At 61.2% G+C, this 12,703-nt stretch carries 9 protein-coding genes; 4 read left to right on the plus strand and 5 right to left on the minus strand.

Annotated features, from left to right (window positions below; translation table 11 throughout):
* Positions 1-304: 304 nt before the first annotated feature.
* Together MLC70_RS13870 and ilvG are read right to left on the minus strand one after the other, a co-directional pair.
* Positions 305-583 carry an ACT domain-containing protein gene (locus MLC70_RS13870; RefSeq protein WP_248184776.1) on the minus strand — a complete coding sequence of 93 codons (279 nt, stop codon included), beginning with the start codon at positions 581-583 and terminating at the stop codon, positions 305-307.
* Positions 580-2,286 carry an acetolactate synthase 2 catalytic subunit gene (gene ilvG / locus MLC70_RS13875; RefSeq protein WP_248184778.1) on the minus strand — a complete coding sequence of 569 codons (1,707 nt, stop codon included), beginning with the start codon at positions 2,284-2,286 and terminating at the stop codon, positions 580-582. Before ilvG ends, MLC70_RS13870 begins: the two co-directional genes overlap by 4 nt.
* 326 nt (positions 2,287-2,612) lie before the next feature.
* On the opposite strand from ilvG, the gene MLC70_RS13880 reads away from it, so the two are divergent.
* From MLC70_RS13880 to MLC70_RS13890, 3 genes are read left to right on the plus strand one after another with little or no spacing between them, the layout of a single operon-like run.
* On the plus strand, positions 2,613-3,695 hold the full coding sequence (locus MLC70_RS13880) for an efflux RND transporter periplasmic adaptor subunit (protein WP_248184779.1): 1,083 nt from the start codon (positions 2,613-2,615) through the stop codon (positions 3,693-3,695).
* Between the two features lie 5 nt (positions 3,696-3,700).
* Positions 3,701-6,772 carry an efflux RND transporter permease subunit gene (locus MLC70_RS13885; protein WP_248184782.1) on the plus strand — a complete coding sequence of 1,024 codons (3,072 nt, stop codon included), beginning with the start codon at positions 3,701-3,703 and terminating at the stop codon, positions 6,770-6,772.
* Complete coding sequence (locus tag MLC70_RS13890) at positions 6,769-7,506, plus strand: pseudouridine synthase (protein ID WP_248184784.1); 738 nt, start codon at positions 6,769-6,771, stop codon at positions 7,504-7,506. The genes MLC70_RS13885 and MLC70_RS13890 overlap by 4 nt, the downstream gene beginning before the upstream one ends.
* Here MLC70_RS13890 and MLC70_RS13895 read toward each other — a convergent pair.
* Entirely contained in the window at positions 7,494-9,383 is a 1,890-nt protein-coding gene (locus MLC70_RS13895) for a putative bifunctional diguanylate cyclase/phosphodiesterase (protein WP_248184785.1), read from the minus strand. The two genes, MLC70_RS13890 and MLC70_RS13895, sit on opposite strands and share 13 nt — an antisense overlap.
* 134 nt (positions 9,384-9,517) lie before the next feature.
* A complete protein-coding gene (locus tag MLC70_RS13900; protein ID WP_345799557.1) occupies positions 9,518-10,984 on the minus strand; it encodes an amidase in 1,467 nt (488 codons plus the stop codon).
* 187 nt (positions 10,985-11,171) lie between these two features.
* Between MLC70_RS13900 and MLC70_RS13905 the strand changes: the two genes are divergently transcribed.
* Positions 11,172-11,777, plus strand: a complete 606-nt coding sequence (locus MLC70_RS13905) for a methyltransferase family protein (RefSeq protein ID WP_248184787.1) — start codon at positions 11,172-11,174, stop codon at positions 11,775-11,777.
* A 9-nt stretch (positions 11,778-11,786) separates the two neighbouring features.
* On the opposite strand, the gene djlA is transcribed toward MLC70_RS13905, so the two are convergent.
* Positions 11,787-12,563: a co-chaperone DjlA gene (gene djlA, locus MLC70_RS13910; protein ID WP_248184788.1), complete on the minus strand. Its 777-nt coding sequence runs from the start codon at positions 12,561-12,563 to the stop codon at positions 11,787-11,789.
* Positions 12,564-12,703 lie beyond the last annotated feature (140 nt).

Here is a 12,703-nt window from a genome sequence, read left to right on the forward strand (position 1 = left end):
TTTCTTGATCCACTTGTGTACCCACGATGGTATCCTTTTGAAAAGATTACTCACTCGTGGGCAGTTACACAATTTGGCTTACAGGCTCCAGGTGGAGTTTTTTCTTGGAAAAAGAACTCGCTTCGCTCAGACACCTTTTTCCGGCGAAAAAATCCACCTACCACCCCGCGCCGAGAGACCAACGAACTAATCCGACCTACTAATAAAAAAACACCTTCTGCTTTTCATTTCTTGTCTTTTACTTCGCATCCCCGCGTACCCGCCCCTCAACCCACAGGCTACCGAACCGAAGCCAACTCCCAAGTCAGGCCGACCGAGACCGGGCAACAGCACCCTGGCCAAGGGCGACGTCCACCACCGTGTGCAACTTCTCCAGCTGCGACTGCAGCATGGCAATCGGCCGGGAGCCCTCCAGGGTCAGGGCGATGTCGAGATGTTCCCCGGCGGATTCTACCGCCATTCGGGCAATACGGAATCCGCGAATGCGGATCACCTGGCACAGGCGCTCCAGTGCGGCGGTTTCCTGGGCCATGCGGCAGTTGAGGGTGTAACTCGGTATCGAGGTATCCGCTTGCGGGGTCATGCTACGTGCTCCTTGTTTGCCGTGCTGGGGCGTCGGGTTTCGTCAATCATCTCGCGGTTGCTGGCGCCGGGTTTGACGATGGGCCATACGTTGTCTTCGCGGCTGATGGCCACGTGCAGCAGCATCGGGCCGTCGTAGGCGAGGATGGTTTCGATGCCGCGGCGGATCTGGTCGGTGCGCTCGATGCGCAGGGCCGGGATGTCGAAGGCGCGGGCCATAGCCACGAAATCGGGGTTGTCGTCCAGGTTGATCTGGCTTTCGCGGTTGCCGTAGAACAGCTCCTGCTGCTGGCGCACCATGCCGAGACACTGGTTGTCCATCACGATGAGTTTCACCGGCAGGTTGTAACGGCGGATGGTGGCCAGTTCCTGGGCGTTCATCATGAACGAGCCGTCGCCGGTGACGTTGATCACGGTGCTGGCACGATCCGCAAACTGCGCGCCGATGGCGGCCGGCAATCCGAATCCCATGGTGCCCAGGCCGCCGCTGGTGAGGTGATGGCGGGGGTGGTCGAATTCGTAGTGCTGGGCGACCCACATCTGGTGCTGGCCCACATCGCAGGCCACGAGGGTGTCGTCCGGTGCGATGCGGGAAAGCTGGCGGATGAACGCCGGGCCGGTGATCGGGGCCAGGGGTTCCTCGTTGTCTGCAGCACTGAAGCCGCCGGTGGTGTGCCAGGTGCGGCATTGTTTCTGCCAGTCTGGAATGGTCAGTGGTTCGCGCTCAAGAGCGCCGGTCAGATGTTCCAGAATGACGTTCAGCTCGCCTTTTATGGCCAGATCCGCCGGGCGCAGTTTGTTGATCTCGGCGGCGTCGGCGTCGATGTGTATCATCTTTGCGTTGGGCGCAAAGCCATTCAGGTTACCCGTGGCGCGGTCGTCCAGACGGGCGCCGATGACCAGTAACAGGTCGCACTCGTCCACTGCCTTATTGGCAGCGCGGGAGCCGTGCATGCCGAGCATGCCGAGGTTGTGAGGGTTGTGTTTGCCAGGGTTGCCGATGCCTTTCAGGGTGACCACCGCCGGCAGGGCGGATGACTCGGCAAACACGCGGAAGCCGTCTTCGGCATGGGCCAGGCTGATGCCGCCGCCGCTGTAGAGCAAGGGCTTGCGGGCGGCGTGGAGCATGGCCAGAGCATCGGTCAGGTCGGGGCAGCTGGAACCGCTTTCCTGTGGCTCGCTGGAAGGAAAGGGCGCAGCGGCAACCTCGGTCAACAATACGTCTTTGGGAATGTCGATCCACACCGGCCCCGGCCGGCCGCTCTGCGCCAGCGCCATGGCTTCTTCCATGACGGTGGGCAGGGTGTCGGCGTCGTCGATCAGGTAGCTGTGTTTAACGATGCCGAGGGTCATGCCCAGCACGTCGGTTTCCTGGAAGGCGTCGGTACCGATGAGCCCGGACGGCACCTGGCCGGTGATGACCAGCATCGGAATGGAGTCCCGGTGGGCGTTGGCGACGCCGGTGATCAGGTTGGTGGCGCCGGGACCGGAGGTGGCAATGCATACGCCCAGTTTGCCGCTGGCGCGGGCGTAGCCGTCGGCGGCCAGGGCGCAGGCCTGTTCGTGGCGGCACAGTACGTGTTCTACGCCCACATCGTCCACCAGCGCATCGTAGAGCGGCATGATGCAGCCGCCCGGATAACCGAAAACCGTGCTGATGTGGTGGCGGTGGAACGCGTCAAGAATGTGCTGTGCGCCGTTCATGGTCGTTTTTCCCTTTTTTCTTGCTGCAAAAAAAAGCCCCCGGGACCTTTCGGTGCCGGGGGCTCTTGGTGTCTTGTCAGGTTTGTCGCTATCTCACCCGCTTGTCCACGCAAGAGCCCCCGGACGGTACCACGACCACCAGGACAAGCTTCACAAGGACGATAACAGCGTTAAGATTCATGAGATTCGGGCGACGACTCAAGCTGGGTTAAGAATGATCAAAAGTTAACCCGAGCCTGGCCACTGACGCAACCCCTAATGTCACTTTTTTGTGATACCGTTTGTCTCCTTTCAAATACAACGCATGCGCAATAAACGAGAAGAACATGAGCAAGAGCAGGTGGGGCTCCCTGGGGTTGGCATTACTGATCGTAATCGGGTTGGTGCTCTGGATGGCCAGTGGCGAGGTCAAAGTGGCGCAGCAGGACGCGCCGGAGATGAAAGAGCCACCGGCCCCGGAGCGCACCCGGGTTGAGGTGGAAACCCTTGCGGCTCGCCTGTATGAGCCCGGGCTGATGCTGCAGGGGCAGCTGGAACCCTGGCGGACGGTGGCCATCAGTGCCGGGGTGAGCGGTACAGTTGAAGAGCTGATGGTGCGTCAGGGCGAGCGTGTAGCGCAGGGGCAGACGCTGTTGCGACTGTCTGATGATGGTCGCCAGGCGGGCGTTGAACGCTGGCAATCGCAGATCCGTAAACTGGAGGCTGATCTTGCCGCCGCCCAACGCCTGGGCGCGAGCAATCTGGCGAGCCAGTCCGACATCCTCGGGTTGCAAAGCGAGCTGGCCGGTGCCCGTGCGGAGCTGGCAACCGTGCGCAAAGCGACCAGAGATCTGACGCCCACCGCGCCCTTCGACGCCGTGGTAAACCGCCGCCATGTGGATCTCGGCAGTCTCGTCCAGCAGGGCACTGCGCTGCTGGATCTGGTGCAGGTGGATCGCCTCAAGGCAACCGGACAAGTCCCACAGCAGTCGGTAAGCCAGGTCGAGGAGGGGCAGAAGGTTATGGTTCGGCTGCTGGACGGCGGTTCGCTGGAGGGCGAGGTGACCTTCGTGGCCAGCGCCGCTGATCCTGACACCCGCAGTTTCGCTGTTGAAGTGACGGTGGAAAACCCTGAGCTGAAACGCGTTGCCGGTGGCAGTGCGACCCTACGCATTGCTCTGCCGGAAACCCGCGCGACGTTTATTTCCCCGGCCTACCTGTCTCTCGGTGACGACGGCCGCCCCGGTGTGCGTTATGTGAATGATCGCGATGAGGTGGTGTTCCGCACGGTGAGATTGCTGAACGTGACCACCGATGGCGCCTGGGTCAGTGGGTTGCCGGATGAAATCCGGCTGATCACCCGTGGCGGCGGATTTGTCGCGATCGGCCAGGAAGTTGAGCCGGTTGACCGTGACAGTAACCGGGGCTGATCCGTATGCGCGCACTGATTCACGCGGCGCTTGACCGCAGCCGCACCACACTGCTGACGCTGACCTTTCTGCTGTTGGGCGGCGTGGCTGCGTTTTACAGTATCCCCAAGGAAGCCAACCCCGACGTCACCATTCCGATGATTTACGTGTCCATGACCCTGGAGGGCATCAGCCCTGAGGATGGCGAACGATTGCTGGTACGGCCTATGGAGCAGGAGCTGCGATCCCTGGAAGGGGTGAAGGAAATGCGTGGCACGGCTTCCGAGGGACACGCTTCGGTCATGCTGGAGTTCGATGCCGGCTTTGATCCGGACAAAGCATTGCAGGATGTGCGCGAAAAAGTCGACACTGCCCGCGCCAAGATTCCCCAGGAGGCAGACGAACCGCGGGTGAACGAGATCAACGTGTCGTTGTTTCCGGTGCTGTCGATCGGGCTTTCCGGACCGCTTTCCGAGCGTGAACTGATTACCATCGCCCGTCGGTTACAGGATGCGATTGAAGGCATCCCCGAAGTGCTGGAAGTGGACATCGGCGGGGATCGGGAAGACCTGCTGGAAGTGGTGGTGGATCCGCAGGTGCTGGAGAGCTACGGCGTCGATTTTGACCAGTTGGCCTCGCTGGTCACCCGCAACAACCAGCTGGTGGCAGCGGGCAGCCTGGACACCGGCGCGGGGCGGATGGCCATCAAGGTGCCCGGCGTGATCGAGAATATCGAAGACGTGATGTCCATGCCCATTAAGATCAGTGAAGACACTGTGGTCACGTTTGGTGATGTTGCCATGTTGCAGCGCACCTTCAAGGATCCCACCGGATTTGCCCGTATCAATGGCGAGCCAGCTCTGGTGCTGGAAGTGTCCAAACGCGCAGGCGCCAACATCATCGAAACCATTGCCGAGGTGCGCGGGCTGATCGAGGCGGCCGGATCTGAATTGCCGGACGAACTCGAAGTGCGTTACATCATGGACCAGTCCACCGAAGTACGGGACATTCTCAGTGACCTGCTGAACAACGTGCTGACCGCCATCGTGCTGGTGATCATCGTGGTCATCGCCGCCATGGGGCCGCGCTCAGCGGTGCTGGTGGGCCTGACCATTCCCGGTGCATTCCTCACCGGCATTCTGGTGATCTGGGGCATGGGGCTGACCCTGAATATCGTGGTGTTATTCAGTCTCATCCTGGTTGCGGGCATGCTCGTGGACGGCGCCATCGTGGTGTCGGAGCTGGCAGACCGTAACCTGTCAGAAGGTCAGACGGTGCGCTCTGCCTGGGCTGACGCCGCAAGCCGGATGGCCTGGCCGATTATTGCCTCCACCGCAACCACGCTGGCGGTTTTCGCGCCCTTGCTGTTCTGGCCGGGGGTGGTGGGTGAATTCATGAAATTCCTGCCGATCACGGTGATTATCTGCCTGGCCGCTTCACTGTTGATGGCGCTGGTGTTCCTGCCGGTGCTTGGCGGTGTCAGCGGTGGCCGCCGGGCCCGGCACAGTGCAAGTGGCGGCGCCATGATGGCCGGTTACCGCAAGGTGCTGGGTACTCTGCTGAGTTATCCCGGCTTTACCCTGCTGGGCGTATTGGCGGTGATTGTGGTGATCTACGCCGGCTATGCCCGCTTCAACTACGGGGTGGAGTTCTTCCCCAGCGTGGAGCCGGATTCCGCCCAGGTGCAGGTGAGAGCCCGGGGGGATCTGTCGGTTTGGGAGAGAGACAGCATTGTTCGTACTGTCGAGCAACGCCTGCAGGATATGCCTGAAGTGAAAGCTCTGTATGCCCGCTCCATGGTCGCCGCCGGTAACCAGATGGCGCCGGATGTGATCGGGGTGCTGCAATTCCAGTTCAACGATTGGTTCACCCGCCGGCCGGCAAGCGACATTCTCGAGGACTTCCGGGAACGCACCGCAGACATTCCCGGTATCGAACTGGAATTCCGCAAACAGGAGGGCGGCCCCGCCGATGGCAAACCTGTCGAGCTGAAGGTCAGCAGTCTGGAGAGCAATAAGCTTAATGCCTATGCGGATCAGCTGCGGGAGCGAATGGCGGCGATGGGCGGATTCGTGGATATCGAAGACGATCGCAGTCTGCCCGGCATTGAATGGCAGTTGAAGGTAGACCGGGAATCCGCAGCGCTGTTTGGTACCGATGTGTTGAGCGTGGGGAGCGCCGTTCGCCTGATTACCAACGGGCTGGTGCTGGCCACCTACCGGCCGGAGGATGTCCGTGATGAGGTGGATATTGCCGTGCGGGTACCCAATAATTGGCGCGAACTCGACCAGTTCCAGCGTCAGACCATCAACACCGCACGCGGGCAGGTGCCGTTGTCAGAGTTTGTGGCTCTGGAGCCCGGCCAGAAAACCGGCAGCATTGTGCGGGTGGACGGCCAGCGCACCATCACCATCAAGTCAGACCTTGAGCCCGGGCGCCGGGTGGATGAATTGCTGCGCAGCCTGCAGGCCGACATGCCGGAACCGCCGCAGGGCGTGACTGTGCAGGTGGCTGGCGAAAATGAAGATCAGCAGCAGGCGGCCAATTTCCTGGCCACGGCTTTTCTGGTGGCCATCGCGTTGATGCTGCTGATACTGGTTACCCAGTTCAATTCCCTCTATCAGACCTTCCTGATCCTGTCCGCGATTGTGCTGTCCACTGCCGGCGTGCTGCTGGGGCTGCTGCTCAATGGCCAGTCTTTCGGCATTGTGATGGTGGGCATGGGTATCATTGCCCTGGCCGGTATTGTGGTGAACAACAACATCATTCTGATCGATACCTACAACCAGATGCGCAAGAGCGGCCTGGCCGCCTACGAGGCGGCACTGGAGACCGGCTGCCTGCGTCTGCGACCGGTGCTGCTGACCGCGGTGACCACCGTGCTCGGCCTGACGCCGATGGTACTGGGCGTCAATATCGATCTGCTGACGCCCTCTCTGGGCATCGGTGCACCGTCTACCCAGTGGTGGACCCAGCTCTCCAGCGCCATTGCCGGTGGTCTGACGTTCGCAACCGTATTGACGCTGCTGCTGACCCCGGCCCTGCTGGTGCTCGGGGATAAGGCGGGGCAGGGCTTACGGCGAATGTTCAGGGGATGACGGGGCACGGTAATCCCCTGACAGAGCTCTATCGCGACGACGCGCTGCTGGTTGTGCACAAACCGGCGGGGTTGCTGGTGCATCGCAGCCCCATTGACCGTCACGAAACCGAGTTTGCACTGCAGTACGCCCGGGCCATGAACGGCGGCGGGCATGTGTACCCCGTGCACCGTCTGGACCGCCCCACGTCCGGTGTGTTGGTGTTCGCACGCCACCCGGACATCGCGCGGCTACTGGGTCAGCAGATGATGGCCGGGGAGGTCAGCAAAACCTATCTGGCGGTGGTCAGGGGCTGGCCGGCGGAGCAGGGAGTGATTGATCATCCGCTGCGGGAAGAACCGGAGGACCGGCGGCTGAAGGGGATGGAGCATCCCGTGCGGGACGCCGTTACCCGTTACCGCCGGCTGGCGACCACAGACATCCCCGTGCAGGTGGAGACCTACCCATCCAGCCGCTATGCGGTGGTCGAGTTGAGGCCAGAAACCGGGCGCAAGCATCAGTTGCGCCGGCACATGAAACACATCAGCCACCCCATTATTGGTGATGCCAATCATGGGCGAGGGCGCCACAACCGGTATTTTGCCGAGCGGTTTGGTGAGGGGCGGCTGATGCTGGCGGCCACCAGCATCGGGTTCCGCCACCCGGTGACGGGCGCTGAGGTCAGAATCGAGAGTTTTCTTGAAGACAACTTTACCCGGGTGCTGGCGATCTTCCCCGGGTTTCAGTGGCCCTGAAAGAAGCGTTCGATCAGCTCTGAAAAAGGTAGGGGTTTGCTGTACAGGTAACCCTGCAGAAAATCGCAGCCTTGCTCCACCAGCCACTGTTCGTGAGCTTTGGTCTCCACGCCCTCGGCCACCACCATCAGCCCGAGACCGCGGGCGAGCCCCAGAATGGACAAGGTGATGGCGCAATCGTCTTCATCGTCGGGCAACTGATTGATAAACGAACGGTCGATCTTGATGCGTGAGAACGGCAGGCTTTTGAGTCGCGCCAGAGAAGAGTAGCCGGTGCCGAAATCATCAATGGCCAGTTCCGCCCCGGCTTCCACCAGCCGCTCGAGCACGCCAGCGAGGGTGTTGAAATCGCCCTGAATGGAGTCTTCGGTGACTTCGAACTGCAGCGCATTGACTGGCATCTCGTGTTCCGCGCACAGGGCTTTGACCCTGTCGGGCAGCTCGGTGGCCAACACCTGCTCCGACGACAGGTTGACGGAAATCACCGGCAACTGCAGGCCGCGGTTGCGGGCTTCGCGCCAGTTTTCACACACCCGTGCCAGCACGCATTCCCCCAGCGCATACATCAGCCCGCCACCGCGGGCAATATCGAGGAATTCGATGGGGGCGAGCCAGCCCCGGCTCGGGTGGTTCCAGCGTACCAGCGCCTCCATGCTGACCATGCGCTTGCCGGAGGCATCCAGGATCGGCTGGTAGAACACGTCCAGCTCGCGGTTGTTGATGGCCGCCCGCAGTTCCCGCTCCAGGGCGAAGCGGGATTGCGCGCTGATCTGGATGGCGGAATCAAACATCGTGGCCTGGGCCCGGCCAAGATGCTTGGCATGATACATGGCCGCTTCGGCACCCCGCAGCAGCTCCCGGGATCGTTGGCAGTCTTCCGGCAAATGGCAGATGCCCAGGCTGGCGCTGACGCTCAGCGATTGCCCCGCCACCCGGATCGGCTGGCGGATCGCGTCCTGAATCTGAAGCGCCGTGTCGCCAATGGAGTCAGCCTTGGTGTGAGTTCGAATCAGCAATACAAATTCATCACCGCCGATTCGCGCCAGCAGATCCTTGCCCTGCAGCCTGAGGCTGCGCAGGCGTTGGCCGATCTCGGCAATCACCGCATCACCAACCTGGGGGCCGAGCCCGTCATTGATGGTTTTCAGGCGGTCGACGTCGATCCAGATCAGGGCGAGACTGCCCTGACCCCGCCGATTGATCTTCTCGGCCAGGTGCGAGACCCGCTCCCGCAGAGAGTCCATGTTGGCCAGCCCGGTCTGGGAGTCGAAGCGGCTGATGTAGTCCAGCGCCCGCTTGGAGTTCATCCAGCGTTCATGGGTGTTGATCAGGCTGACGGTATCGGCAATGGCGACCGCAAAAGACATCTCGGGCAGTGTCCATTGCCTCGGGTGACATGCCTCCAGGCAGATCACGCCGCTCAGACGCGAGCCCTCGAAAACCGGGGTGTCCAGCATGGAATGAACGCCGACCCTGGTAAGGTAGTCCGGGTTGAAGCTGGCAGTACGTGGGTCGGTGTGGGCGTCGTCAACGGCGATGATGCGCTCTTCGGCAATGGCCTGAAAATAGTTGGGGTGATCCGAGCGGTAGAGGCTGACGGGGCTCAGGTCAGTGCTGTGGGTGGCGGTGGTGGCTGACGCGGCACAGGGCTCACCGCTGCTCGCAGCTTCAAAGCCGTCAAACAGGGTCTCACAGGTAATGCGATCCCGCTCCGGTGGGAAGATCCAGACGCTGACCCGCTCGACACCCATCAGGCGACCGCATAATGCGGTCAGCGCCTCGAGTTTCAGGTGCCGCCGCTGGCCGATGAAGTTCGAGTCGTGGCTCAGTTCCGTCAGGGCTTTGTGAAAGGTCACAAAGGTGTCGCTGTCTCGCATCGTGCTGCGGTCCCATCCTTTTGGAAAACTACGGTGTTTGCGGCAGATTGGATCCTCGTTACTGCGCCTGCCACCTGGCTTCCATAGTGGCAGTGCAGTTTTAACCTGTCTAATTCTAGACTACCTCCGGCCTTTTAATCGACTGCGGCAACCGGAGGGGGTGACACCGATTCGGTGATGGAGTGTGCCAGCGATGGCCAAGGCTGAGCCTCTTCCAGGGCATAGGCCAGCTCGAGCAGGGTTCGCTCGCCACCGTGGCGCCCCATGAGATGCACGGCGATCGGCAGGTTGTTATGGGTCTGACCCATGGGTAAGGCGATGGCCGGTGCACCGGTGGTATTGGCCAGGGGTGTGAAGCTGACATAACGGGTCAGCCGCTCGAAAAGCTGGTCGAAATCCTGCTCCGGGTTGAGGTAGCCAAGTTCCGGCGTGGTGTGGCCCAGAACGGGTGTCAATATGGCGTCGTAGCCCTCCACTGCCGCGGCGTATTCCTGCGCCGAGCGATGCAGTCGCCAGAGCGTGGCGGGCAGTTTGTAGAACTGTTTGCGGAACATCCGGTCCAGCCCGTGGGTCAGTCCGTCCACCCTGGATTTGTCGAAACCGGGATGCATCAGCTTGCGACCGTTGGCTTTCACCCCGAACGCGAGCATGCCCCAATAGCGGGCGAAGTCGTCGGGAAAGGTGGAGGCAATGGGCACATCCATCGGTACGATGCGATGCCCCATGCTTTCCAGCAATTGGGCGGTGTGCTCGACGGTCTCGCGGGTTGCCGGGTCAGTGGGGTGGCCATTGATGGAATCCAGCACCAGGCCAATGGTCATCGGCCGTGACGACGCACCCTCCACCAGACCCAGTTCCGGCAACTTGCGGTTGCGGAAATGCTTCTCCGCTTCGGCATAAAAGCGGGCGGTGTCGCGAACGCTGCGGGTCACCACGCCGTCGCACACGATGTTGATGGGCAACGCTTTTGCTGCTTCGTTGTCCACCAGTCGCCCACGGCTGGGTTTCAGGCCCACCAGGCCGCAACAGGCGGCCGGAATGCGAATGGAGCCGCCGCCATCGTTGGCGTGCGCCAGCGGCACCACGCCCGCCGCAACCAGGGCGGCGGAACCGCCGGACGAGGCACCGGTGGAGTAAGCCAGATTCCAGGGGTTGCGGGACGGCGGTGCTCCGGCATGCTCGGTGCTGGCGTTGAAGCCGAACTCCGGCAGGGCGCTCTTGCCGAGGCAAACGAAGCCCTGAGCCAGCATCTGTTCCGCAAAGGCGCCGGTTGCCGTGGCGGCCCTGGGAGGAACGGCGGCGGAGCCGTGGCGTGTCGGCATGCCCGTGACATCCATGTTGTCTTTGATAAACGTCGGTACGCCCTGGAAAAAGCCATCGGCCGAGCGAACCGGCGCTTCGGCGGCTTGCTCGAACGCCTCGAAAACGATGCCCTGAATAAAGGGTTCCACTTTTCGGGCTCGTGCAATGGCCGCGTTGGTGACTTCGGCGGCTGATACCTCACCCCGCCGGATCAGATCGGCGACTGCCGTGGCATCGAGATCGCCCAGCGCGTCATCCTGGAAGGCGTGTATGGTGTCCGGTTTTGCCCGCATGGTCATGGTTTGGCTCCTGAGCGTTGTTGCCACACTCTAGCCCAATTCCCAACGTGACGGCATGTCATATCGGGAAACTCCAGCGCGCAGCAGGGCATAGAAGAAATAAATCACCCCGGTACAGAATTCTGTCTTTTCTCGGCGCTTTTCAGGTACTAAGCTTGCAGCATTCATTTTTCAGCAAGCGTATACCATGGACTTTGCAGAACCTTTTGTGCGGTATTTTCTCGGCTTCTTTTTCCTGATGATCGGCCTTCAGTTCACCGGAAGGAGCCTGGGACTTTTCGAGCGTATGAAGGTCTCCTACATCCACTATGGCAAAAAGGGCAGTGCCCCCTGGTGGCACCGGCACACCTTCAACGTGTTCCGGTTGCTGATTCTGGTGATCTGTCTGGCGAGAGTAGTGGTGGACCTTGACCCCTGGCTCGGGGTGTTTGACCGACTTTACATTGCTCCGGTGCTGCTGTTGGGCATGATCTGCCTGCTGGCGTCCTTTACCCTGGTGAACTACTTCCAGGGCTACATGCACGAGGACTGGCGCTCGGGGATCGATCCGCAACAAAAACACCATCTGCTGACAGAGGGCCCCTACCGGCGCTCCCGCAACCCCTTGTTCATGGCGGTCATGCTGGGGCAATTCGGGTTTTTTCTGGCGTTACCCAGCGTGTTCTCGGGGATCTGCCTGATTGCGGGAGTGCTGGTGATTACCCGCCAGGCCCGTGAGGAGGAAAAGGCGCTGGCGGAGATGTTCGGAGACGCCTATGAGGCGTACCGGCAGCGGGTTCCCCGCTGGCTCTGAAACCCGGGCTCAGCCGGTTTTGCGCGCTTCCTTGATCACGTCGTAGGCATGGGAGATCTCGCGGGTGCGCTCTTCCGCCATTTCCCGCATGCTTTCCGGTAATCCGCGCCCGGCCAATTTGTCCGGGTGGTTTTCACTCATCAGTTTGCGATACACCTTCTTGATGTCCGCATCGCTGGCGGAGGGTGAAACCCCGAGGGCCTTGTAGGCGTCGTCTACCTGTTGTGCGGATGAGGGTTGGCCACGGCCTGCCTGACCTGCATGGGCACCGCGTAGCATTGCTTCCAGCTGATCCACCTGGCTCTCCGGCAAGCCCAGGCCGCGGGCAATACGCACCAGCATCTCGTGCTCTGCCGGGTGTACTACGCCGTCAGCGGCTACGGCCGAGACCTGCACCTGCATGAACATCTGCAGCAGTGCCGGTTGGCCACCGGTCACGGTCAGGAAATGGCTGAGCTCGGCCTCGAGGTCGAAGTCTGCCTCCTTGCCGCGGTTGAATGCTGCTTTGGCTGATGCCTTCTGCGGTTCTGACAGACGGAAACGCACAAACAGGGATTCCGCCATCTGGATTTCATCCTGGCTGACCACACCGTCGGCTTTGCACAGGGCGCCCATGACTGCGAAAACCGAATCCACAAAGCCGGACTGGATGCTCTGCAGCTTACCCAGCAGCCGGCGTTTCAGCCGCTGCATCAGGAATGCGCCAATGGCCGCTCCTATCAGAAAGCCGGGAAATTTGCCGAACGCGTACCCGATCAGACCACCAATGATGATTGCAAACAGCATGGATATCCCTTCAAAGACGATAGATAAGCGCTAAAGTATACGGGTTTTCAGTCAGTTTTCATGAACAGGCTTTCATCTACGTCATCGACCTTCCGCGCCCATATGCATCCGAGGATGCCTGTGTTGACTGATGTTTTGCG

Source organism: Marinobacter goseongensis, from assembly GCF_023156235.1.
Lineage (GTDB): Bacteria > Pseudomonadota > Gammaproteobacteria > Pseudomonadales > Oleiphilaceae > Marinobacter > Marinobacter goseongensis.

Excerpts from the sequence above, each read along its gene's own strand:
- MLC70_RS13870 (WP_248184776.1), bottom strand. The coding sequence starts at position 583 with ATGACCCCGCAAGCGGATACCTCGATACCGAGTTACACCCTCAACTGC.
- ilvG (WP_248184778.1), bottom strand. The coding sequence starts at position 2,286 with ATGAACGGCGCACAGCACATTCTTGACGCGTTCCACCGCCACCACATC.
- MLC70_RS13880 (WP_248184779.1), top strand. The coding sequence starts at position 2,613 with ATGAGCAAGAGCAGGTGGGGCTCCCTGGGGTTGGCATTACTGATCGTA.
- MLC70_RS13885 (WP_248184782.1), top strand. The coding sequence starts at position 3,701 with ATGCGCGCACTGATTCACGCGGCGCTTGACCGCAGCCGCACCACACTG.
- MLC70_RS13890 (WP_248184784.1), top strand. The coding sequence starts at position 6,769 with ATGACGGGGCACGGTAATCCCCTGACAGAGCTCTATCGCGACGACGCG.
- MLC70_RS13895 (WP_248184785.1), bottom strand. The coding sequence starts at position 9,383 with ATGCGAGACAGCGACACCTTTGTGACCTTTCACAAAGCCCTGACGGAA.
- MLC70_RS13900 (WP_345799557.1), bottom strand. The coding sequence starts at position 10,984 with ATGACCATGCGGGCAAAACCGGACACCATACACGCCTTCCAGGATGAC.
- MLC70_RS13905 (WP_248184787.1), top strand. The coding sequence starts at position 11,172 with ATGGACTTTGCAGAACCTTTTGTGCGGTATTTTCTCGGCTTCTTTTTC.
- djlA (WP_248184788.1), bottom strand. The coding sequence starts at position 12,563 with ATGCTGTTTGCAATCATCATTGGTGGTCTGATCGGGTACGCGTTCGGC.